General features: G+C 59.7%; 18 protein-coding genes. 10 read left to right on the top strand and 8 right to left on the bottom strand.

Features of this window, described 5'->3' with window-relative positions:
- Positions 1-65: 65 nt before the first annotated feature.
- The gene (locus tag AB7M32_RS16360) at positions 66-1085 is read right to left on the bottom strand and encodes a substrate-binding domain-containing protein (RefSeq protein WP_454252150.1); all 1020 of its coding nucleotides are present in this window, start codon (positions 1083-1085) and stop codon (positions 66-68) included.
- Positions 1086-1390: 305 nt separating this feature from the next.
- Here AB7M32_RS16360 and AB7M32_RS16355 point away from each other — a divergent pair, with 305 nt between their 5' ends.
- Positions 1391-2287: a LysR substrate-binding domain-containing protein gene (locus AB7M32_RS16355; RefSeq protein ID WP_454250554.1), complete on the top strand. Its 897-nt coding sequence runs from the start codon at positions 1391-1393 to the stop codon at positions 2285-2287.
- Here the strand turns inward: AB7M32_RS16355 and AB7M32_RS16350 are convergent.
- Entirely contained in the window at positions 2281-3189 is a 909-nt protein-coding gene (locus AB7M32_RS16350; protein ID WP_072405067.1) for an MBL fold metallo-hydrolase, read from the bottom strand. The two genes, AB7M32_RS16355 and AB7M32_RS16350, sit on opposite strands and share 7 nt — an antisense overlap.
- Before the next feature lie 23 nt (positions 3190-3212).
- On the opposite strand from AB7M32_RS16350, the gene AB7M32_RS16345 reads away from it, so the two are divergent.
- Both AB7M32_RS16345 and AB7M32_RS16340 read left to right on the top strand, forming a co-directional pair.
- On the top strand, positions 3213-3536 hold the full coding sequence (locus AB7M32_RS16345) for an ester cyclase (protein WP_454250553.1): 324 nt from the start codon (positions 3213-3215) through the stop codon (positions 3534-3536).
- Between the two features lie 48 nt (positions 3537-3584).
- Positions 3585-4835 (top strand): MFS transporter, encoded by a 1251-nt coding sequence (locus AB7M32_RS16340; RefSeq protein ID WP_454250552.1) that lies wholly within the window; start codon positions 3585-3587, stop codon positions 4833-4835.
- A gap of 76 nt (positions 4836-4911) precedes the next feature.
- On the opposite strand, the gene AB7M32_RS16335 is transcribed toward AB7M32_RS16340, so the two are convergent.
- Positions 4912-6903, bottom strand: a complete 1992-nt coding sequence (locus AB7M32_RS16335; protein WP_454250551.1) for a sigma-54 interaction domain-containing protein — start codon at positions 6901-6903, stop codon at positions 4912-4914.
- A gap of 184 nt (positions 6904-7087) precedes the next feature.
- Here AB7M32_RS16335 and AB7M32_RS16330 point away from each other — a divergent pair, with 184 nt between their 5' ends.
- The 3 genes from AB7M32_RS16330 to AB7M32_RS16320 all read left to right on the top strand — a co-directional run bounded on the left by AB7M32_RS16330 (position 7088) and on the right by AB7M32_RS16320 (position 9905).
- Positions 7088-8110, top strand: a complete 1023-nt coding sequence (locus AB7M32_RS16330) for a Gfo/Idh/MocA family oxidoreductase (protein WP_454250550.1) — start codon at positions 7088-7090, stop codon at positions 8108-8110.
- Entirely contained in the window at positions 8107-8898 is a 792-nt protein-coding gene (locus AB7M32_RS16325) for a TIM barrel protein (RefSeq protein ID WP_454250549.1), read from the top strand. Before AB7M32_RS16330 ends, AB7M32_RS16325 begins: the two co-directional genes overlap by 4 nt.
- 80 nt (positions 8899-8978) lie before the next feature.
- Positions 8979-9905, top strand: coding sequence for a sugar ABC transporter substrate-binding protein (locus tag AB7M32_RS16320; protein WP_060742818.1), 927 nt, complete (start codon positions 8979-8981; stop codon positions 9903-9905).
- 120 nt (positions 9906-10025) lie between these two features.
- Here the strand turns inward: AB7M32_RS16320 and AB7M32_RS16315 are convergent, their stop codons facing one another.
- A complete protein-coding gene (locus AB7M32_RS16315) occupies positions 10026-10901 on the bottom strand; it encodes a LysR family transcriptional regulator (RefSeq protein ID WP_454250548.1) in 876 nt (291 codons plus the stop codon).
- Positions 10902-11000: 99 nt separating this feature from the next.
- On the opposite strand from AB7M32_RS16315, the gene AB7M32_RS16310 reads away from it, so the two are divergent.
- Together AB7M32_RS16310 and dctA are read left to right on the top strand one after the other, a co-directional pair.
- Positions 11001-12170: a mandelate racemase/muconate lactonizing enzyme family protein gene (locus AB7M32_RS16310; RefSeq protein ID WP_454250547.1), complete on the top strand. Its 1170-nt coding sequence runs from the start codon at positions 11001-11003 to the stop codon at positions 12168-12170.
- A gap of 101 nt (positions 12171-12271) precedes the next feature.
- A complete protein-coding gene (gene dctA / locus AB7M32_RS16305) occupies positions 12272-13579 on the top strand; it encodes a C4-dicarboxylate transporter DctA (protein WP_454250546.1) in 1308 nt (435 codons plus the stop codon).
- A gap of 84 nt (positions 13580-13663) precedes the next feature.
- Here the strand turns inward: dctA and AB7M32_RS16300 are convergent, their stop codons facing one another.
- From AB7M32_RS16300 to gcvA, 3 genes are all read right to left on the bottom strand, one after another.
- Entirely contained in the window at positions 13664-14425 is a 762-nt protein-coding gene (locus AB7M32_RS16300) for a glucose 1-dehydrogenase (RefSeq protein WP_092165416.1), read from the bottom strand.
- A gap of 34 nt (positions 14426-14459) precedes the next feature.
- On the bottom strand, positions 14460-15287 hold the full coding sequence (locus tag AB7M32_RS16295; protein WP_454250545.1) for an EamA family transporter: 828 nt from the start codon (positions 15285-15287) through the stop codon (positions 14460-14462).
- A gap of 68 nt (positions 15288-15355) precedes the next feature.
- Entirely contained in the window at positions 15356-16261 is a 906-nt protein-coding gene (gene gcvA / locus AB7M32_RS16290; RefSeq protein ID WP_072405070.1) for a transcriptional regulator GcvA, read from the bottom strand.
- Positions 16262-17091: 830 nt separating this feature from the next.
- Here gcvA and AB7M32_RS16285 point away from each other — a divergent pair.
- The gene (locus AB7M32_RS16285; RefSeq protein WP_454250544.1) at positions 17092-17532 is read left to right on the top strand and encodes a hypothetical protein; all 441 of its coding nucleotides are present in this window, start codon (positions 17092-17094) and stop codon (positions 17530-17532) included.
- Between the two features lie 30 nt (positions 17533-17562).
- Positions 17563-20472 carry a DUF4132 domain-containing protein gene (locus AB7M32_RS16280; protein ID WP_454250543.1) on the top strand — a complete coding sequence of 970 codons (2910 nt, stop codon included), beginning with the start codon at positions 17563-17565 and terminating at the stop codon, positions 20470-20472.
- A gap of 53 nt (positions 20473-20525) precedes the next feature.
- On the opposite strand, the gene AB7M32_RS16275 is transcribed toward AB7M32_RS16280, so the two are convergent.
- On the bottom strand, positions 20526-21440 hold the full coding sequence (locus AB7M32_RS16275) for a LysR substrate-binding domain-containing protein (RefSeq protein WP_454250542.1): 915 nt from the start codon (positions 21438-21440) through the stop codon (positions 20526-20528).
- Positions 21441-21537: the final 97 nt, after the last annotated feature.

The raw sequence follows: 21537 nt of genomic DNA, 5'->3' as shown, positions 1-21537 counted from the left end.
TTTTTCGATAGATCGCTGGCGGCCTGGGAGCCAAGGCTCCCCTGCCGTGAAGTCACGTCCAACGCTCAGGGATTCCACTGGAATCGATAGATGTCTCGATAACCATTGCTTGGGTCGTACAGGAGCTTCGTCCCGCCGTCCAAGGTGATATTGTCGGCGTTGACCAAGTGAACCGGTGCCACGAAGCCGCTCACCGGCTGGCCAGCCATCAGTCGGTTCAATTCATCGATCACTTGCCAGCCATGCACATTGAGCGGTTCGGCCACGGTGACGGTCTGGTAGTTTTTTTCCTGTATGCGCAAGAACGCCGAAGCGCTACCGTCACCGGCAGACAACAGACTGATGCCGTCGCGGGGTATCGCGGCGCTGGCCAAGGTGGCAACCGCATAGTCGAAATAGATATCGTTGATGGCCAGCGTATGGGTCCAACGCTTGCCATGGCGCTGAAGCAGTTCCGTGGTGATCGCCGGCATCTTCTCGCGACTTTCGGAGATCGCGACATCGCGCACCTCCAGCAACGAGCACTCCCGACAGGCTCGAATGACGCTTTCCATGGCCTTGGCTTTCGCCATCGCGATGCTGTACCTGGAGTCGGTCAGGATCACCACTCCGGCCTTTCCGTTCGACTGCGCCACTGCCGCCATTGCCGTGATGCGAGCCACTTCCAGCGGGTCGGTCGTGACGTTCATGGCCATCGACGTGCCAACAATCGGCCCGGGGCGCTCCCCGGCGTGCCAGCCCACCACCGGCACGCCCTTGTCGGCGAAGACGGCCAGCGCCGCCTTGTTTTCAAGGGCATCGGCGCCACACAGGATGAGCCCATCGGGGTTCGCCGCCAGGGCATCGGCAAAGGCCTTTGCACGGCCGGCCGAGGATCCTGCGCCATCGAATACCCTCAGCGTCCAGCCCATCGCCTTGGCAGCCTCGCGTGCGCCCTGGGCGACGCCTACAATGCCGCCGTTGCGCATATCTTCTGCGACAATGGCGATGCTCTTGCCGCGCTGGGCGCGCGGGCCGGACTCAGGACCGCTCCAGGGAACGGCGCCGAGGGTGGCCTTGGCCACCATTTCCTGCGCTTGGGTCACCGTCACCGTAGTGTCCGTCGCGGCTGGCAGGTTCTGGCCATACCCGGGCATTGCCGTGAAAAGACAGAACATCGTCATTGAAACTCTCCGGAGCAACCGGAACCTGGTCAAACAGGTTCGATCGCCGCGTGAGATGCCGGGTCTGGAGCCGATGGCGCGATCATAATGTGACATGGCGTCTCTTTTTATGGATGCAGCGTTTACGTTCGGTGTCCGAAAGGATAGTCGGCTCTGCTGTCATCGGCCCGAAAGGGAAATAGCAAGTTTGTAACATCCTTCCTGTCCCGGCCCTCACGAGAGATGAGATGACACTTCCTCCATTGCACAGTTTCAAGGTATTCGAAAGCGTGGCCCGCTTGGGCAGCCTGGCGGCGGCCGCGGTGGAGTTGCATGTCACCGTCGGCGCGGTGAGCCAGCAAGTCAAAGCCCTGCAGACCAGCCTCGGGGTGGAGTTGTTCGAAAAGCGCGGCCGTCAGCTGGTATTGACCAGTAACGGTCGCCAACTACAAAAGCGCGTTGCCAACGCCATGAGCGAGATCAGCGACGCGGTGGACGCCTTGCGCAGCGGGAACACGGATGAACCGGTACAGGTCGAAATCACCTTGTCCATTCCCCCGGCCGAAGGCGTGGAATGGCTCACCACGGCACTGCTGCGCTTCATGGAAGCCTCCCGCTCAGTGCGAATGAACGTGATCACCGCAGCGGGCATGCCGCAAGTGGACTGGCGCCGCGCCGATGTAGCAGTGGTCTATGGTGCGCCGCCCTGGCCAGGCTTATGGTGGCGGCTGCTGCATGGCATTTACATGACTCCGGTGTGCAGCCCACGATACTTGCGCGGTACCCAAGCCATTCACGAAGTCGCAGACCTGGCACGGCACCGACTGCTCCACGAAGACGATGGAAGCCAGTGGAAGCAATGGCTAGTCGAGGCCGGCTTCAGCCGTGGCGGCGTCGAGGATATCCACTTCGAAGACTTCGGCATGGTCTTGCAGGCCGCTCGGGACGGTTTTGGTGTGGCGCTGAGCGATGAACTCGTCTCCGCCCGGGACCTCGATCAAGGGCGCCTGGTACGGCCACTGCCGATCTCGGTGCAAGCGGTGCACAACTACTACGTGGCCTGCTCCGAGGCGACCCGTCAACGCCCGGAAATCCGCGCATTCATCGACTGGTTGCTGACCACCAGTGGGCAGTCCGATCAGTAGCCGTAACCCCGGCCGTCGTTGAAACGGATGTTGGTGAGGATGCTGATGTCCTTCTCCACCATATAAAGCTCGGAGCTCTTGATCAGTTCCGGATCGCTGAAGGCTTCACCCTTGGCGCGCCCGGCCTGGATCTGGACCATTTTGTCGCGGATCGCCCGCACATCGGCATAGGTCATGGCCGGTACCTGGGTCGGATCCTCGCCAGCGTGGGCACCATAGATGGCGGTCTGTTGATCAATCACCTTCAGTGTGGCGTCCAGAGAAGCGACGTAGTCCTTCAGGTTCCCCGCCAACAGCCAGGACGGATAGAGGTGGTCCCCGGCCAGCAGGATGTTGTGCGTCTCATCGTAAAGCGCCACTTCGTCCGGTGTGTGACCCGGCACGCTCATCAGGCGCACCTTGAGACCGCCCAGGTCAATCGTCTCGTCTGGCTGTATCAGCCGTGCCACCTTGAAAGGAGGCACGACCATGTGATCGATGTTGCCCAGGTATACCGGCTCCGGTACGTGGTAGAGGCTATCTTTTCCTTTGAACCGACGCGTGAACGGCGTATCCACCAGGTAGATGCTCTGAAAGTTATGCAGCCCGCCGAGGTGGTCGAAATGCAGGTGTGAAGGCAACATCGAGAGCGGCTTGTCAGTGATCCCGCGCGCTACTTCAGTTATGTCTTCCTTCTGGTTCGCCCCCGAATCAAACATCAATGCCTGGTTCGTCCCCACCAGCAGGTAGGAAAAGTTTTTCTGGTAGTAGTGGGGTTCGCCGATGGCGTAGAGGAAGTCCGTCAGCTTGTGTACCACGAATGCCGGACTGGCCGCCTCGGGAACGCCCTGCGCCTGAGTGACGAAGGGAATGCCGAGCAGCGTGAAACCAGCAAGAGCGAAGAGTTTGACGAGCGAGCGCATGGACTGCAGACCTTTTTAATCGAATGGACGGGCGACAGCGCAATGCTGTCGTACCTATCTCACCGTCTACGGTCCCGCCCATCAATGGACGATTTTTAAAGCGGGACACTTCAAGGCAACTAAAGCATCCAGCACGCGTATCGGAAAAAATCGCGGGAGATTTCCTGGGCCTTGCGGTTCATGAGGCACGGATCTCCTTCGCCGAGAACGTCTTCTACGCGTTCGAGGACAGCAGGATCCGCGAGGTCTGGTCGAGTATCGACAAACAAGCGAGCGAAGCTCTGCCGGAAAACCAATCCAAGAGGCAATTGTTCTCGACATCCATTGTTCGACGCACCACGAAGTGAGGACCCTGGCGAGCGCATAGTCTGTGAGCCACCTTGGAGGAGATGGCGATGACACACACCCGCTTTTTTGGAAAAACCGTACTGGCCTGCACGTTCATCCTGGCGATGATCGGTTGGGGAATCGGCTTCTATGGCCCACCGATTTACATGCAGGCGGTCATCGAGCGCACGGGTTGGCCAATCGCCCAGGTCTCGGCTGCCGTGACCTTGCACTTTCTCAGCGGCACGGTGGTCATCGCCAACCTGCCAAGACTTTATGCACGCTTCGGCATCCCCGCCGTCACCTTGCTTGGCAGCATCGTCCTGGGCATCGGCGTGAACCTCTGGGCGCAGGCCAACCAACCTTGGGTGCTGTATGCCGGTGCCGTCTGCTCGGGTATCGGCTGGGTGACATTGGGGGCCGCGGCCGTCAACACTCTCATCGCGCCGTGGTACGTCAAGGAAAGACCCAAGGCCTTGGGCAAAGCCTATAACGGCGCCAGCCTGGGAGGCGTGATCTTTTCGCCGCTGTGGGTGTGGCTGATCGAGCGTTTCGGCTTTGCCCCGGCGGCGGCGCTGATCAGCGTCATCGCCGTGCTGCTCATAGGCGCTTTCGCCTTTCTGGTCTTCAACAAAAACCCACAAGGCCTGGGACAACATCCCGACAATGCAGCCCCGCCGGAACCCGTGCCAATCAGCGCCAATGCTACGCCGTGGACCGCCATGCAGACGCTCAGGTCGGCCAGTTTCCGCACCCTGGCAGCCGGCATGTCCTTGGGGCTGTTCGCCCAGATCGGCTTGATCGCGCACCTGTACTCGATCCTGGTGGGACGCATGGGGGCGTATGACGCCTCATTCGCCATGGGCCTGGCCACCGCCAGTGCGATAGGCGGGCGATATGTCGCCGCACGCTTGATGACCCAAGGTATGAATCGCCGACAGCTGGCTTGCCTCGGTTACACCGTACAGATGCTGGGCACGCTGATGCTTCTGGGCCTGGACCTTCACCCGACAGTGGCCTGGATAGCCGTGGTGCTGATCGGTTCGGGCATTGGCAATGCCACCTCCTTGCCGCCGCTGATAGCACAGGCCGAGTTCAGCCGTGAACACACCGCCAGGGTGATCGCCCTGATGGTTGCGATCAGCCAGGCCACCTACGCCTTCGCCCCGGCCTTTTTTGGCCTGTTGCGTGCCGCCTTCACCGATCCGAATCACGCCATCGCCGCTGTCGTGACAGCGGCAGTCATCGTGCAGGTGCTGGCCATTTTGTCTTTCTATCGGGGCGTCCCCGCTCGCCCCTTCAAGAAAACCGTTTTCTGACCTTCACTTGGCCAGGCAATGCGTTGATCAGGCGGCAAACTGACCGCCCGTTTCGCCATCAGCGCTGCGCCAACCGCTAAGAACGAAACGCATCAACCTTGAGCCCAAATCGACTCATTTTGTTGTACAGCCCGCCACGCGACACATTCAACCGCTGAGCAGCCAGGCGGATATTTCCGCGCGTGTCCTTGAGGGCGGCGATGATGGCATTCATCTCATGAGTGCCCAGGTCCGGAGCCGTCCGCGGCTCAGGCACACCTACCCAAGGCGATGGCCGCCCTCGCTGCCTGATTTCCAGCGCAAGATCGCTCGGCTCGATCAGTTCGGTCAGCGCCAGGTTGGTCGCTCGCTCAATGACGTTTTCCAGCTCACGGACATTGCCCGGCCAGTGATAGGCGCCAAGCATCTCCAGCGCCCCTGGTGAAAGGTCCTGCATCGTCTTGCGTAGCGACCGGGCACACCGCGCGAGAAAATGCCGCGCCAGCAACGGCACATCTTCGCGGCGCATCCGCAGCGGCGGCACCGTCAGGTTCAGCACGTTGAGCCGGTAGTAAAGGTCCTCACGAAAGGCGCCCTCGGCCACCGCCTGGCTCAGGTTGCGATGTGTCGCAGCGATGATGCGAACGTTGACCCGCAGCGATTTCTTCGCCCCCACCCGTGTCACCTCGCCTTCCTGCAGGACACGCAGCAAGCTGACCTGCGCATCGAAGGACATGTCGCCGATTTCGTCGAGGAAGATCGTCCCGCCGTCGGCCAATTCGAACTTGCCCGCCGACCCACCGCGAGCCGATCCGGTGAAAGCGCCTTCGACATGACCGAACAACTCACTCTGCACCAGATCACGGGGAATGGCCCCGCAATTGACCGCCACGAAAGGCCCGCCACTACGGTCGCTGGCATTATGGATGGCCTGGGCGAACAGTTCCTTGCCCGTGCCGCTCTCACCGAGGATCAGCGTAGTGGAGTCGCTGCGACTGGCGATCCGGGCCAGGTGCAGTGCATCCTGAATCGCCTGTGAGCGGCCCAGGATGGTTTCGAAGGTATAGCTGGCCTGGGTGCCGATGATCCGCCGGGTGATTTCCCGGATGCGTCGGTTCTCGCGCAACGAAACAATCCGCCCACCTTGCTCCAGCGGACAGACCGACACCAGACAGGCCAGATGGCTGCGGTCGTGCAGTTCAAAGGTGCAATCCAGGTCCCGTACCCCTTCCCCGCCCCCGAACAGGACCGCATCGGTCAATTCGCTCTTGCCCAGGCTCTTGAACGGACTGCCGAGCAGGTCATGCCCCACGCGAAACAATTGTCGGGCGTAATGGTTGAGCGCCTTGATGCAACCGCGCTCATCCAATACCACCAACCCCTCGTTGAGCACTTCAAGGACGGTTTGTTGCTCCTCGAGCAAGGCTTGCAGTGTCATCTGCCTGGAGACGGCCTCGGCCGCGGCCTGGACGGTGCCCAGCGTATGGAAATGAAACCAGCCCGGCTCCGCCGTCAAGGTCAACATACCCAGCGTCCGGCCCTGGGCATCGCGGATTGGCGCGGCGGCACAATGCATGCGGCGCTGGCGCAGGCCAAGCCCGAAGTTCTCCTCGGCCAGCACATACACCAAACGGTCTTCGACGATCGCCAGACCGGTGCAGTTGGTGCCCTGTACCGATTCCAGCAGTCGACTGCCTATGGGGGTGAGGTCCAGGCCACAGAAGTACAACGTCGTGCCTTCGGCATCGGTCAGGTTGATATGGCCCCTGGGGTTATAAGCGAGCAAACCACGCATGACTTGCGCCGCCGCGGCGATCAGCAGCCGGTTGGCGGCCAGTGTCGCGGTCAGGTCGGCAGGCGCGACAAAACGGTACTCGCCATCTTCCGGATCGAGGCCGGCATTGACGCTGCGCAACCAGGACGCCCAAATCACCCGCCGGATCCCGGCAGGACGATCAATCTCCCCCCGCAAGCACGCCCGCCAGGCCTCATCCAGCGCAGTGCCGGGCCCTTCGTTCAGCGATGCAGGGCCCAGGGTGGTGAGGTAATCGCGGTCTTCGGCGCTCAACGCTGCAGGTTGCTGATCCATTATTCGGCCACGTGTTCATATTTTCGACATGTCAGTATAGACATGTCATTCAAATGAACAGCCATTCAAATTAAAACCTTTAAATATCAATAAGATAACTATTGGCACAGCGCTTGCTCCCTGGATGAACAGACGAGGACATTCTTACCGCCGAGTCGTAAAAACAATAAAGGGAGTCATGTTCATGAGCACATCCAAGATCCTGCGCCTGGGCCTTATCGGCGCTGGTCGCATGGGCAGTTTTCACGGCCTGACCGCCGCCCGGCACATCCCCGGCGCCTGCCTCGCCGCCATCGCCGATCCTACCCCTGGCCAGGCCGCACGCCTGGCAGCAGAACTGGACGTGCCGAAGGTCTATGCCGATCCACAGCAATTGCTGGATGATCCGGACATCGACGCCGTGCTGATTGCCGCCCCGGCACGCAGCCATGCCGAACTGGTGATCAGTGCGGCCCGGGCCGGCAAAGGGGTGTTCTGTGAAAAACCGATGGCCATCACCCTGGACGAAGCTGACCGCGCCATCGCCGCCGCTGCCGATGCACGGGTGACGCTACAAGTCGGCTTCAACCGCCGTTTTGCCAGAAGTTTCCGCACCGCTCATCTGGACGTCGTTGCCGGCCGGATCGGTACACCACAACTGCTGCGCTCGCTGACCCGCGACCCGGCGCTGAACAACCCGGCCGCGGCGCCGCAATGGGTGATCTTCCTGGAAACCCTGATCCATGACTTCGATACCCTGCGCTACCTGAATCCGGGTGCCGAGGCGGTTGAGGTTTTTGTGATGGCCGACGCCCTGATCGCCCCCGCCTACAAGGACAAAGGTTTTCTCGACACCGCGGTGGTCACCATCCGTTTCGACAATGGCGCCATCGCCACGGCCGAGGCCAACTTCCAGGCCGTGTATGGCTACGATGTCCGCGGCGAAGTGTTCGGCAGCGCTGGCATGCTGACCATGGGCAACGTCAACGACTCTGACTTGCTGCGATACCTGGCCGATGGGGTCCAGGCCGACACCCAGCGCATGGACACCGACTTGCTGCGTGATGCCTATGTGGCCGAGCTCAACCACTTCGCCAACTGCGTGCGCAGTGGAGAAAAACCCTTGGCCAGCGGTGAAGACGCGCGTGCGGCACTGGCCATTGCCCGTGCCTGTATCGAGTCCTTCCAGCAAGGCAAGACGGTGCGTGTGCAGGGAGCGCTTTCATGAGTTTCATACCGTTCAAACTAGCGATCAGCGCCGAGATGGTTTTCATCGACCTGCCCTTTATCGAACGGGTCAAACGCATCCATGCGTTGGGCTTCAGCGTCGAGATATGGAACTGGGCGAGCAAAGACATTCAAGCCCTCGCCGCGACCGGCGCGGACTTCACCTCCATGACCGGCTACCTCTCGGGCAATCTGACCGATCCCGAGGCGATCCGGCAGCTGCTCGACAGCGCCCAGGAGTCCTTGGCCGTCGCCGCTCAATTGGGTTGCCCGAGCCTGAACCTGCACGGCACCGGCCTGGATGCCCAGGGCTTGCCGATCAAACCCGTGACCCAGGCCACTGGCCGCATGTGGTTGAGCGCCTGCAAGACGCTGGAAAAAATCGCCCGCCTGGGCGAAGACGCGGGTCGGGTATTCCTGCTGGAAAACCTCAATACCGAAGTCGACCACCCCGGCACGCCGTTCGCCCGCGCTGACGATACCCTGGCGCTGATCGAAGCCGTGGGCAGCCCGCACCTGAAGATGAACCTGGACCTCTATCACGCGCAGATCGGCGAAGGAAACCTGATCGAACTGATCCAGCGCGCCGGCAGCGCCATCGGAGAAATCCAGGTCGCCGACGTTCCGGGACGCATGGAGCCCGGCACCGGTGAAATCCACTATCCCGCCATTGCCAGGGCCTTGTTCGGCATGGGATACAGCGGTGTCGTCGGCCTCGAAGGCTGGGCCAGCGGTGACAGCGAGGTCGCGCTGGAGCGTTTCCGGCAGGCCTTCACGCTTGATGGATAAAGCCGCGCCGAGTTCAAGACGTGCGGCAGATTTTCATCTCCTGGTGACGTACAACTCATAACAACAAAAGGAAAACCATCATGCGTCGTTGCACACTGCTTTTCGCCACCCTGCTGTTGCTGTTCAGCCAATGGGCCGCCGCCGAATACCGTATCGGCGTCAGCATCGCCAGGGTCGACGACAACTTCATGACCTATGTGCGTAACGGCCTGGACGAGGCCGCGAAAAAGGAAAACGTGCAGATCCAGTTCGAGGACGCCCAAGGCGATGTGGTGCGCCAACTCAACCAGGTCCAAGGTTTTATCAACCAGAAAGTGGATGCGGTCATTGTCCTGCCGGTAGACACCTCCGCCACGGCGAACATCACCCGCGCCGCGGTCGAAGCGAAGACGCCACTGGTCTACGTCAACCGTCACCCGGACGAGCGCACCTTGCCCAAAGGCGTCGTTACGGTGGCGTCCAATGACATTGAGGCCGGACAGCTGCAGATGCGCTACCTGGCCGAAAAGCTCGGAGGCAAGGGCAATCTGGCGATCATCATGGGCGACCTGGCGCAAAACGCCACCCACGACCGCACCGAAGGCGTCAAACAGGTGCTCAAGGACTATCCCGGCATCAAGATCGTCGAGCAGCAAAGTGCCGAGTGGCAGCGCAACAAAGGGATGGACTTGACCAGTAACTGGTTGCTGGCTGGCAGTCGGTTTGACGCCATCGTCGCCAACAACGACGAGATGGCCATCGGCGCCGCCATGGCCTTGCAGCAGGCCGGCAAAGCCAAGGGCGAGGTCGCCATCGTCGGTATCGACGGCCTGCCCGACGGCCTGGCGGCGATCAAGCGCGGGATGCTGGTCGCCTCGGTGTTCCAGGACCCCAAGGCCCAGGCGACCAGCGCGGTACAGGCAGCACTCAAGATGATCAAGGGAGAGCCGGTGGAAACGGACGTCTGGGTACCCTTTCAGTTGATCAAGCCTGAGCAGTTGGCGGTGTTTGAGCAACATTATAAGTAGCGACAAGCTCATCATTCCGCCGCGATCTCGACAAGGGATTAGCGGCGATCTGCCCAAACCCAAATCCCATTTCGCTCAGTCCTATTGGGCAACGCAGCGCGTCACATAAAACGCGCCTGGTCACGGCCCTACCCGAGCCCAGAACGCTTCGGCCGATTGACTAAGTGGCGCCGTTGGACGGGTCAGATGAATTTCCAGGGGGATATCCCAGCTTTCGTCGAGCGCCCGGACTAAGCGTCCATCCAGTATTTCCTGTTCGGTAAGGCTCTTGGGCAGCCAAGCCACACCCTTGCTTTCCAGGGCCATGGACATGAGTACCGCTGCGAGATGGCTGCTAAAAAGTGGTTTGAGGTGAAGGTAATCCCCTTTGCCACGCAATCTGTGAGCGACGATACGCCCCAATCCGGACTCATGGGTGTAAGCGAGGTAGGGCAATGCCGCAGGCGAGGTGCCGAAGTTAGCGGAAGCACTCGCAAGGGGAACGAGAACGTCCTCACCCACCTTCTTGCCAATGAACTGATCAGGGGCTAGCAGAGGAGGAACATCGGGATGGCGGTGGCACAGTAAAAACTGAACCTGACCGTGTATGAGCATCTGCTCACAGGCAGCCATGCTAGCCGAATGCAGTTGCACAGCCTCGATGGGAGCACCGCTCTCCGAGCTTCGAAGCCACTTTGGAAAAAATGTAAACGACAGGGAGTGAGTGGCCGCGAATTGAAGCGACTTGGCGGCCATTCCAGCGATCTCTTGAGCCTCGTTGCGCATTCTGTACAAGCGCCTGGCCGCCTCCTGAGCACTTGGCAAAATTTGCCTGCCTGCTTCGGTAAGCGTCGCGCCTTGAGGCGTTCGAACGAACAACTGCACTCCCATCCAGGTCTCCAATGACCGCACCCTGCGACTGAATGCGGGCTGGGTAACGTGCCGCGCCTCAGCCGCCCGAACGAAGCTGCCGTACTCCGCAAGCGCCGAGAAATCTTCAAGCCAAACGAGCTCCAAGGGCCATGCCTCCTGTGCATAGGGTGCGGCATTAATAGCATTGGGCGGGGGGCATCGCAACGAATAACGTGGGGCCATCAACAACAAGAGGAACCCGCCATGCGCATCGTAGACATTCGTGAAAAAACCGTTTCGATTGCCTCCCCAATCGCCAATGCCTATATCGATTTTTCGAAAATGACCTGCTCGGTCGTGGCTGTCATCACGGACGTGATTCGCGAGGGGAAGCCTGTCATCGGTTACGGTTTCAACTCCAATGGTCGCTATGGCCAAGGCGCCCTGATGCGTGATCGCTTCCTGGCACGAATCACGGAAGCGGATCCAGATACGCTCGTCGATCATGAGCACAACAACCTGGATCCGTTCGCCATCTGGAAGACCTTGATGACCAACGAAAAACCGGGTGGCCACGGCGAGCGCTCGGTCGCCGTTGGCACCATCGACATGGCGGTATGGGACGCCGTTGCCAAGATTGAAGGCAAACCGCTGTATCGCCTGCTGGCTGACCGCTACCGTAACGGTGTGGCCGATGACAAGGTCTGGGTCTATGCAGCGGGCGGCTACTACTACCCTGGCAAAGACCAGACCAAGCTCAAGGCGGAAATGCAGAGCTATCTGGATCGTGGCTACGATGTCGTCAAGATGAAGATTGGCGCGGTGCCGCTGGACGAGGATATCCGTCGTATCGAGGCGGTACTTGAAGTGGTTGGGGACGGTCGTCGACTGGCGGTCGATGCCAATGGTCGTTTCGATCTTCAGACCGGTATTGCCTACGCGGAAGCCATCAAGCAGTACAACCTCTTCTGGTACGAAGAGGTCGGCGACCCGCTGGACTACGCCTTGCAGGCCGAGCTTGCCAACCACTATGAACTGCCCATGGCGACCGGCGAAAACCTGTTCTCCCACCAGGACGCCCGCAACCTTCTGCGCCACGGCGGCATGCGCCCTGATCGTGACTACCTCCAGTTCGACTGTGCGTTGTCCTACGGGCTCGTGGAGTACATGCGCACCCTCAAGGTGATGGAGGAAATGGGTTGGTCTTCCCGCCGCGTAGTGCCTCACGGTGGTCACCAGATGTCCCTGAACATCGCCGCGGGCTTGCACCTGGGCGGCAACGAATCGTACCCCGATGTGTTCCAGCCCTTTGGCGGTTTTGCTGACGGCATCCGTGTCGAAAACGGTTATGTCGGCCTACCGGATATTCCAGGTGTTGGCTTCGAAGCCAAATCCGCTTTGTACGCCGTCATGCGTGAGCTGGGCGAAGGCTGATCCCTCTCCTTCTGCGGTCTTTCTGAAAAAGACCGCAGAATCAGGCGTCCGCCACTGACGCAAGCCACATGCCCATCACAAGAATAAAATGAGGTGCTTTCGTGGAAATCTCCAGAACCCGCTGGTACAGCCAGCTGTATGTGCAAGTGCTGATCGGCATCGTGATCGGTGCAGCAATCGGTTACTTCGCGCCCGATATCGGAGCCAAGCTCCAACCCTTCGCCGATGGCTTCATCAAGCTGATCAAAATGCTGTTGGCGCCCATTATCTTCGGTACTGTCGTCGTGGGTATCGCAAAAATGGGCAGCATCAAGGAGGTCGGACGGATTGGCGTAAAAGCGCTGGTCTATTTCGAGATCCTTTCAACCATCGCCTTGGTCGTTGGCCTCATTGTGGTCAACATCGTGAAGCCTGGTGTGGGTATGAACATCAACGCTAGCGCACTTGATGCAAGTGCTATTGGCAAATACAGCCAAGCGGCCAGTGAGCAAGGCGGCATCATTGATTTCTTTCTCAATATCATCCCGCCGACCTTCCTTGGCGCATTTTCCAACGGCGTCATGCTCCAGGTCATCCTGCTGTCGGTATTGATGGGTGTTGCCCTGGTTCAAATGGGCGAAACCAGCAAGCCGCTGATCAACACCATTGACCTGTTCCTGCAAGGGCTTTTCAAGGTTGTTGCAATGGTGATGCGCTTGGCGCCGATTGGTGCCGGTGCAGGTATGGCTTTCACCATTGGCAAGTACGGCATTGGTACCTTGCTGTCACTCGGCCAATTGCTGGTCGCGCTCTACACCACGACCTTGATTTTCATCGTGATCGTGCTGGGTACGGTGGCTAGATGGTCGGGCATGCCACTCATGCAATTCCTGCGTTATTTCAAGGATGAAATCCTCATCACGCTCGGTACCTGCTCCACCGAAGCCGTACTGCCGCGAATGATGGTCAAGCTCGAAAAGCTTGGCTGTAAAAAATCGGTAGTGGGCATGGTGTTGCCAACGGGGTACACCTTCAATGCGGACGGCACCTGCATCTATCTCACCATGGCCGCCATCTTTATCGCCCAGGCGACCAATACACCACTGAGCTTTATGGACCAGATGATTCTGCTGGGCGTATTCCTGCTGACTTCAAAAGGCTCGGCAGGCGTGGCGGGTGCGGGGTTCGTGACGCTGGCTGCAACACTCACAACCATCCACTCCATTCCTCTGGTAGGCCTGGTTTTGCTCTTGGGCATTGACCGGTTCCTGAACGAAGCGCGAGCCGTGACCAACCTGATCGGTAACGGCATCGGCACCATCGCCATTGCCAAGTGGGACAACTCGTTCGATATCGAGGCCTGCGAGCGTGAAATCGCTGCCATGAAACATGACAAGGCGGCAAGAAAGGCATTGCTGGCGCAAAAATAATCCGCAGAGCGTTCCGGTCATGCCGCTTCGAACACGGCATGACCGGTCGTGGTGCAGCGGCAATAATAGGACGCTGTCACCGGTCTACTTCCCTCCGGTCACATCCAGAAAGGTCCCCGTCACAAACGAAGCCTGCGGCCCCGCCAGCCAGAGAATGGCCCGCGCGACCTCCTCCGGTTGTCCGCCGCGCCCCATGGGGATCGTCTCCTTCACCCGGTCGACTCTGCCCGGCTCTCCCCCACTCGCATGCATCTGGGTATAGATATGCCCGGGTCGAACGCAGTTGACACGAATACCCTCCCGGGCCACTTCCTTGGCATAACCGGTCGTGAACGTTTCAACCGCACCCTTGGATGCTGCGTAGTCCACGTATTCATTCGGGCTACCGAGGCGGGCTGACGCCGAAGAGATATTGATGACCGCACCGCCACGCCCGCCATAACGGTAGGCCATGCGCCGGGTCGCGTGTTGCGCGCAGAGCATCGGGCCCAAGGTGTTGACCGCAAAGATTCGCTGCATGCGCTCGAAGCCAAGATCTTCCAAGCGAGATTGGCGTGCCAATATCGAAGCGTTGTTGACCAGCACATCGATTCGTCCGAAGCGCAGGTCAAGGGTGGCGAAGAGTTCGGCGACCTGTGCTGGGTCGGCGTTATCGGCACGCACAGCCAAGGCACGGCCCCCCTTGGCCTCGACTTGCGCTGCCACCGCCAACGCCGACGCCTCATCGGCGATGTAGGTCAGCACGACGTCATAACCTTGCTCAGCGGCCAGCAGAGCGGTCGCCGCCCCGATCCCGCGCCCGCCTCCGGTGATCAGGATCACGGGTTTTTGCGAACGGTCATTCATGGTCAATCCTCACAGCCAAATGAAAAAAGCAGCGTCAGCCGATCACCAGCGTACCGAGCGCAATCACGGCGCAGGCCAACAGCTTGCGCAAGGTCAATGCTTCGCCAAGAAATGCGTACCCGATCAAAGCGGCGAACATGACGCTGGTTTCGCGCAGGGCGGACACCGCTCCCATCGGGGCATGGGCCATGGCATAGATCACGACGCCGTAGGCCAGCAATGAAACCAGCCCGCCAGCGAAGGCCACGGCGATACCTGGCCGCAAGGCAAAGAGGCTTCTGGCATCTCGCAGTCCGATATAAACCAGGGGCATCATCACGCCCCACAACAGGCACATCCAGGCGGTGTAGGCCATGGGCGCCCCGGAGAGGCGAACACCTATGCCATCGACAACGCTGTAAGCGGCAATGAAAAAACCGGTTCCCAGTGCATAGGGCAAGTCAGGCAACGCCCGTTGGCGCCCGGTATACGCCAGCGAGAGGATTCCGGTCGACACCAACGCAATACCTAGCAGCCCACTCGGCGCCACGCGCTCACCCGCGAACAGCGAAGCGGCCAGGACAATCAGGATCGGGGATACACCGCGGGCGATTGGATAGGTCTGGCCCAGGTCGCCAGACTTGTAACTGCGCACCAGGAACAGGTTGTAACCCACGTGCAATACAGCGGAGAGTCCGGCGCAGAACCAGCTTGCACGGGCGGGCGGCGCCAGCAGCGCCGCCACGATGACGCTCGCCAAGGCTATCGCCATGCACATGATGGTCATGGACCACAAACGGTCGGCCCCCCCACGCAGCATGGCATTCCAACTGGCGTGTAGCAGCGCGGCGAACAAGACGAGGCAGATGATGTGTAAGGGCATGCATCATCCTAGACCGAGCGAGTCGCGCTAAAAAAGCGAAGTCTCTTCATCCCTGCATGAAGAAAACCTCATGTATAAGCGTGCTGAGCGTCCAGGGCCTGGGTCACCAGCCAACGACGAAAGCGGGTGATATGAGGCTGAGTCTCGATCCCTTTGGGGCATACGAAGTAATACGCCAGAGGCGATGCGCACGGCAGCTCGAAAAGCCTTTCAAGACGGCCGTCATTGAGTTCGGCTTCGACATGCCCGCTGCGTGCCAGCGCGATACCTTGTCCCAAGAGCGCCGCCTCGATGGTCATATTGGTATCTGCGTAGCGGATGCTTTCCTTCAAGGTCGTGACCTCGACGCCCACCTGGGCAAACCATTGCTCCCATTTCGGTACCAACGCTGCGCCATCGCGCGTCAGCAGTGGATAGCGCAGCAATTCGGCGGCCGTTTGAGGCGTACCAAAGCGTGCAAGCAATGCTGGGCTGGCGACAGGGAAAATCTGCTCGCGGAACAGGAATTCTGAGAACAGCGAAGGGAAATGCCCGTTGCCCAGGCGGATGGCCACGTCCGGGTCTGTCGTCGAGAAGTTGATGGGGCTATCGGTACTGTCCAGGGTAAGCAGGATTTCCGGATGCGCTTGCGCCAAATCAGGAAGCCTGGGCAGCAACCACTTCAAGGCGAAAGAATAGGTCGTGCTCACACTCAGCCGCTGCCGCCCGTTTTGCTCGCGCAAATCGGCCAGGGTGGCCTCGAGCTTCATGAAAAACTCCCGCACGATGGGCGCAAGCGCTGCGCCTGCCGAGGTCAGGTGCAGCGAGTTACCGCGATGAAACAGTTGCAGTCCCCAGAGCTGTTCCAAATGCTTGAGCTGGTGGCTCACTGCGCTCTGTGTGACATGCAACTCCTCTGCTGCCGCGGTGAACGTGGCGTGCCGCGTAGCGGCTTCAAAGGCGCGCAGGCTCGAAGAAGGAGGAAGGTTTCGCATGATGTTCCCTTCTATGAGTAAACGTTCATGCTAACGCCTTTGCATCTGTCGTTGTAGGCAAGCTGAGCAGCGACGGGCTCGCTGGCGCTGGGTCAGCCTGCAGTGTGGTTTTGAATGTGCCGACGCTATCGCGAGCAAGCTCGGCTCCCACAGGGTCTTCCACAGAGATTTCCGGGTGTTTATGGGCCCGCGTTCACCCTTCCCTTGTGCGCGGATGGCGCCAAGTTATTGGCATAAAAATCGATGAAATAAAAATATATTAATACAGCGACAGTTTCCCGACGCGCGGTACCAACGTGCCATTGCTGGCGATTTGAATCGAAGCTCATTATCCGCAGGTAACCCCCCGCTACACGTTAGGCCAGCCCACCTGGACTACAGGCTGTAATCACTCGCATCGCGCAAGGGAGCAATACTGAGATGATGACTGTTTACTTTGTTGTGATGACGATCTGCAGTGGCATTGAAGGCTGTATCGAGGAACGAAAACCAGGGCCTACCTTTGCGACCAGGGCAATGTGTATGGAGACGGCCAGAGTCATGGCGCCGCGCAAAGGTGTGAAGTTCAAATGTCGCAGCGAGCGTATGTGGGTGGTCGAGACGCCGCCAATGGAAGGCTACGGCAAAATCGTCTCCACCAAGAGCACAGTCCAGCCTTAGCATTACGGTTTTTCGCCGACAACAGAAGTTCATCGGCCGCTCGGCACAGGGAGGCTGACCGGCGAATATCGTAAAGATGAAAAGCGAGCGCGGCGCGATGAAATTTACTGCACACAGGGCTATGCTACGGTGCCATCCGCCCGGCTGGCCTGGTTTGCAAGGAATGCGTCATGGAGTTCGTGGTTCATAGCTATTGCCTGAAAGGCGCACGCCAAGAGCCTTTACTGCCCCCTGTTTCCCTGACACCGACCGCGTCGACCTTGACGGTCGCCGAGCTCATTCGCCTGACCGTTGCCGAACAGATCGCCGCGCTGTCGGTCCAGCACTGGCTGGCACACGTGTCGACGCGTGAAGTGCTCGACCGCCAATACCTGAGCGAGCGGGACATTCTTCGGCAAGCCAGTGAAGGCGCGGTGCTCATGCCCCAGGCCAGCGCGCCTGCAGAGCTGGATGTCGACGTTGAGGTCGAACGAGCCTTGAAGGGTTTTGAAAGCCGTGCGTTCCGCGTCCTGCACAACGGCGTCATGCTGCAAAGACTCGATGAGACAATCGAACTGAGTCCCCCTTCCACCCTCGCGTTTATCCGCTTGGTGCCGCTGCTTGGCGGTTGATCCTCGTCACTCACTTCTTCGGACCACATCATGCCGTCACGCCGTCCTGTGCCTGAACAAGCCACACGCCTCGCAGCACTGCGAGCATTCTGTGATAGAGCGCTGGATGACTATCCCGAGCTCAGCCACCATGACGAATTCGAGCCCGATTTCTGGGACGGTATCGACTTCCTGCGCCTGGCCGATGACTGGGTCAGGCAGCACCCCAAGGATGGACCCAAGGCACTGGCTGATGGTTTTGTGTTCCCGACCGTTTGGGACGATCTGGAGGACCGCCGCGATCAACGGCGCTACGGTCTGCAATATCGACTCTGCGATGCCTGGGTCACGGCTCACCCGGATGCCTATGCGCTGGAGCAAATCTGCGCGCGACTGCGGCACATGCTGCAATTTGCCTTCGAGGACAGTGACTATCCACTGCCCACTGACGAAGATGGCCCGGCCTACTACCGAAGAAGTCCGGACCAGGCCTGGGCCTTCCCCGATGTTCACGCTTGCATCCAGCGCCTGAGTGATTACCCGTCCACCCCGGCCTGGCAGACCTTCGCCGAATGGTTGCTGGACGGCAGCTGGAACCGCGAGCAGCCCCCTTCAACGTCGGGTGGTGAACAAAGGAAAATCGCCGATGCGTATATCTACGGGCACAAGGAAATCAGGCGCATCGCTCTGGATCTGATGGAAGCGGGTCGCCTCGATTACCCGCGCTTCGTCCGGGCGGCCAATACCTGGGGCCGCGCCATGATGTTCTACTCAGACGACACCGGACTGGACAGCGATGATGTGGACCTGAATCGGTACGTCGATGAAGATTTCGACGAGGACGACTCAAACGACGATGACCCGCAAGCCCCCGATGATGAGTCATCTCAGCCTGACGACACCCCCACCGAAGTGCCCTCGGAACTGGCGAACTTCACCGCTCGTTACGTCGAGGACGCCCTGGCTGGATTACCCGACAACGCCGAGCGGCTGGCTGACACCTTCCGCTCGGTCGAGGTGTATCAGACCCGCTGGTTGCTGCAGGCCTTGGCGGTCATCGAACGACTGGGCATGACGCCGGCCGACTTTGACAGCTTCGGCGATACGGCCGCGGTGCTCCAATGCTTCCTGCTGCTTCAGGACTTGCCCAAAAACCAATCGGCAGAGCTGCTCGCGGCGTTGTCCGGCTTTTCAAGAAATACCCTGCTGACCGCCCTGCCCTACGCCGGACAAGCCAGCCGGGTGGTGCTCGACGCGCTCGGCTGGAGCGATCTGCAAGCCTTCCAGCGTGAATACCTGAACATTGCCCTGGCACCTCGATCCGGCTGGGGCACCGACCTGCCCAATACGCTGGATGAAACCGTGGGTGTGGTGGACCGCTACCTGCTGGACAAGGCGCTGGCCGAGGCCGACCCAGACCACCTGCGCGAGTACCTCGCGGCGCTCGAACCCTCGCACTGGGCATTTCCCGAGACCCGTGTGCTGCTCGACGCCTACCAGGGCATCGGTCGAGCGGCGCTGGAAAAGAAGTTGACCCGCCATGCACAGGCGGCAATGCGCATCTATGGCTTGCTGCCGGTCACGGATTCGGACGACGTACGCCAGCGCTATCTGACACTCAAGAAACTGCACAAAGAGGTGCGTAAATACGGTGCTGAACGCCAGGCCAACTCCCACGCAGCGGTGCAGGCAGGCCTGGAAAACCTGGCGCGTGTCGCCGGCTACCCCTCGGCGATTCGCCTGGAATGGGCCATGGAATCGGAGATCGCCGAATCCGCCCTGACCGCCGCCACCATCGATGGCTATGACGTCACGCTCGTCATCGACGGCTTGTCACCCACGTTGCACATCTGCAAGGCCGCAAAGACGCTCAAAACCGCACCGCCTGCGATTCGCAAGAACGCAGACTTCATCGCCCTCAAAACGCAGCAGACCCAGCTCAAGGAGCAGATCGGCCGCTTCTGCCGCACCCTGGAAGCGATGATGAGCAGCGGCGAAACCCTGGCCCTGGACGACCTGAAATCGCTGTTGAAAATGCCCGCCGTTCGCCTGCTGCTGGAACAACTGATTGTGCAGGCCGACGATGCTGCGCTGGGCTGGCTCGATGTCGCAACGCTGACGGTGACTGACCTAGAAGGCCGCCAACACGTCGCTGAAAAGAGTCTGCGTATCGCTCACCCTTTTCATCTGTTCACGGCAGGACAACTGTCGGCCTGGCAGAAAGAGGTGGTGACCCATCGCCGCGTGCAACCGTTCAAGCAGGCCTTTCGCGAGTTGTACCTGCTCACACCGGCCGAGCGAGACACCGGCCTGTGGTCCAACCGCTTTGCCGGCCACCGCCTGAAAGCCAAAGTCGCCGCCCGGTTGCTACAGGTCCGCAACTGGTCGACCTCCAGCGTCGAGGACATCTATTACGAGAGCAAAGAGCACGGTATTTACGCCCTGTTCAACTTTCTGGATACCGGTCATTACCTCTCGGAAACAGAACACTTTACCTTCGACACGATTGCGTTCCACCGCGACCACAAAGCCATCCCCCTTGAGCAAGTGCCGCCGCTGCTGTTCTCGGAGGTCATGCGTGACGCCGACCTGCTGGTCTCCGTGGCCCACGCCGCAGACGACTACATCACCAGCCACGAAACCGTGCAACGACGCACCGAACTGGTCGGCGAGCTGATTCAAGGGCTAGGGTTGCGAAACGTTAAATGCGAAGGGCATTTTCTGCACATTACCGGCCAGCGTGCGAACTACCGCATTCATCTGGGCAGCGCCGCCATCCATATCGAACCCGGCAATTACCTGTGCATCGTGCCCGCAAGCAACAACGTCACGGAGTTCTACCTACCGTTCGCCGACACCGACAAGAAAATGGCCGAGGTGCTGAGCAAGATGTTTCTGTTGCTGGATGACATGAACATCACCGATAGCCTGATCCTGGAGCAAATACAGCGCGGCGGCTGATGGTCAAAAAAATCGAATGACGTCATTCAACGTTGACAACACACTCACCCGGCTCAGAGCTTGGCTTTCGCCAGATCCGCAATCAGAAAATCCCTGAATGCACAAACCGCTGCCGGTAAATTGCGTCCAGCCATGCTTTGCAGTTCGATGCGCCGCGCATGCATGCCTTCATCGAGGATCGGCAAACATTGCAGTGCCTTGTCCGCCACCTGCTTGTGCAAGGTCATTTCGCTGGCCAGGCTGATCCCCCCCTCTTCGCGGACGAAGCTATAGAGCGAGGCAACGTAATTAGTGGTCAACACCGGGTCGAACAACAACCCCTGTACACCGCAACAGATGTCGAACAGTTGCCGTATCGTGGTGTCGGCCTTGGGTAACGCAATGGGCCAGGGTTGCAGCTCAGCGAGGCTGACCGCTTCACGCCCGGCCAAAGGATGAGCGTTGGAGACCACGGCAAAAATCGCCCCGCTCAGGACATGTTCGACCTTGATTTCCTTTTGCGGCGTCAGGCTGAAGGTCATCGCCAGATCGGCTTCACCGGAACGAACCTTCTCGGTCGCTTCGGCAGGCGCACAGACCTCCAACGTGAAATGAATACCCTGATACTCACGCCGGAACGCGCTGATGGTCCTGGGCATGTATTCCAGCGCAAATCCTTCCGAGCAGGCCACATGCACATGACCTCGTTGCAGGCCATGCAGCTCGGTAATTTCCAGCACCACCTGCTCGGCCTCAAGCTGCGACTTGCGCGCATAAGCCGCCAGTCGTGCCCCCGCCTCGCTCAGCACCATGCCCCGGGCACGACGCTCGAACAGGTTGGCATCCAAGGCCAATTCAAGCTTGGCAATCTGCCGGCTCACCGCTGACGCCGCGACGTTCAGACGTACCGAGGCTTCGCTGATCGATCCGCATCGCGCCACTTCAAGAAAATAGCGCAGTGCCGTGGACTGCACACCATACAGTTGCATCGGCGCCCCAAGGTTTGCCTTTTCGGCAAAGGAAGTATCGAAATATTATTCTTGTGGCATTGATAGCCTTTCCCTACATTCGTGTCCAGATCAAAAA

The sequence above is a fragment of the Pseudomonas sp. R151218B TE3479 genome, from assembly GCF_053629195.1.
Note: the sequence above shows the minus strand (reverse complement) of the source record. Positions and strands in the feature narration are given on the sequence as shown.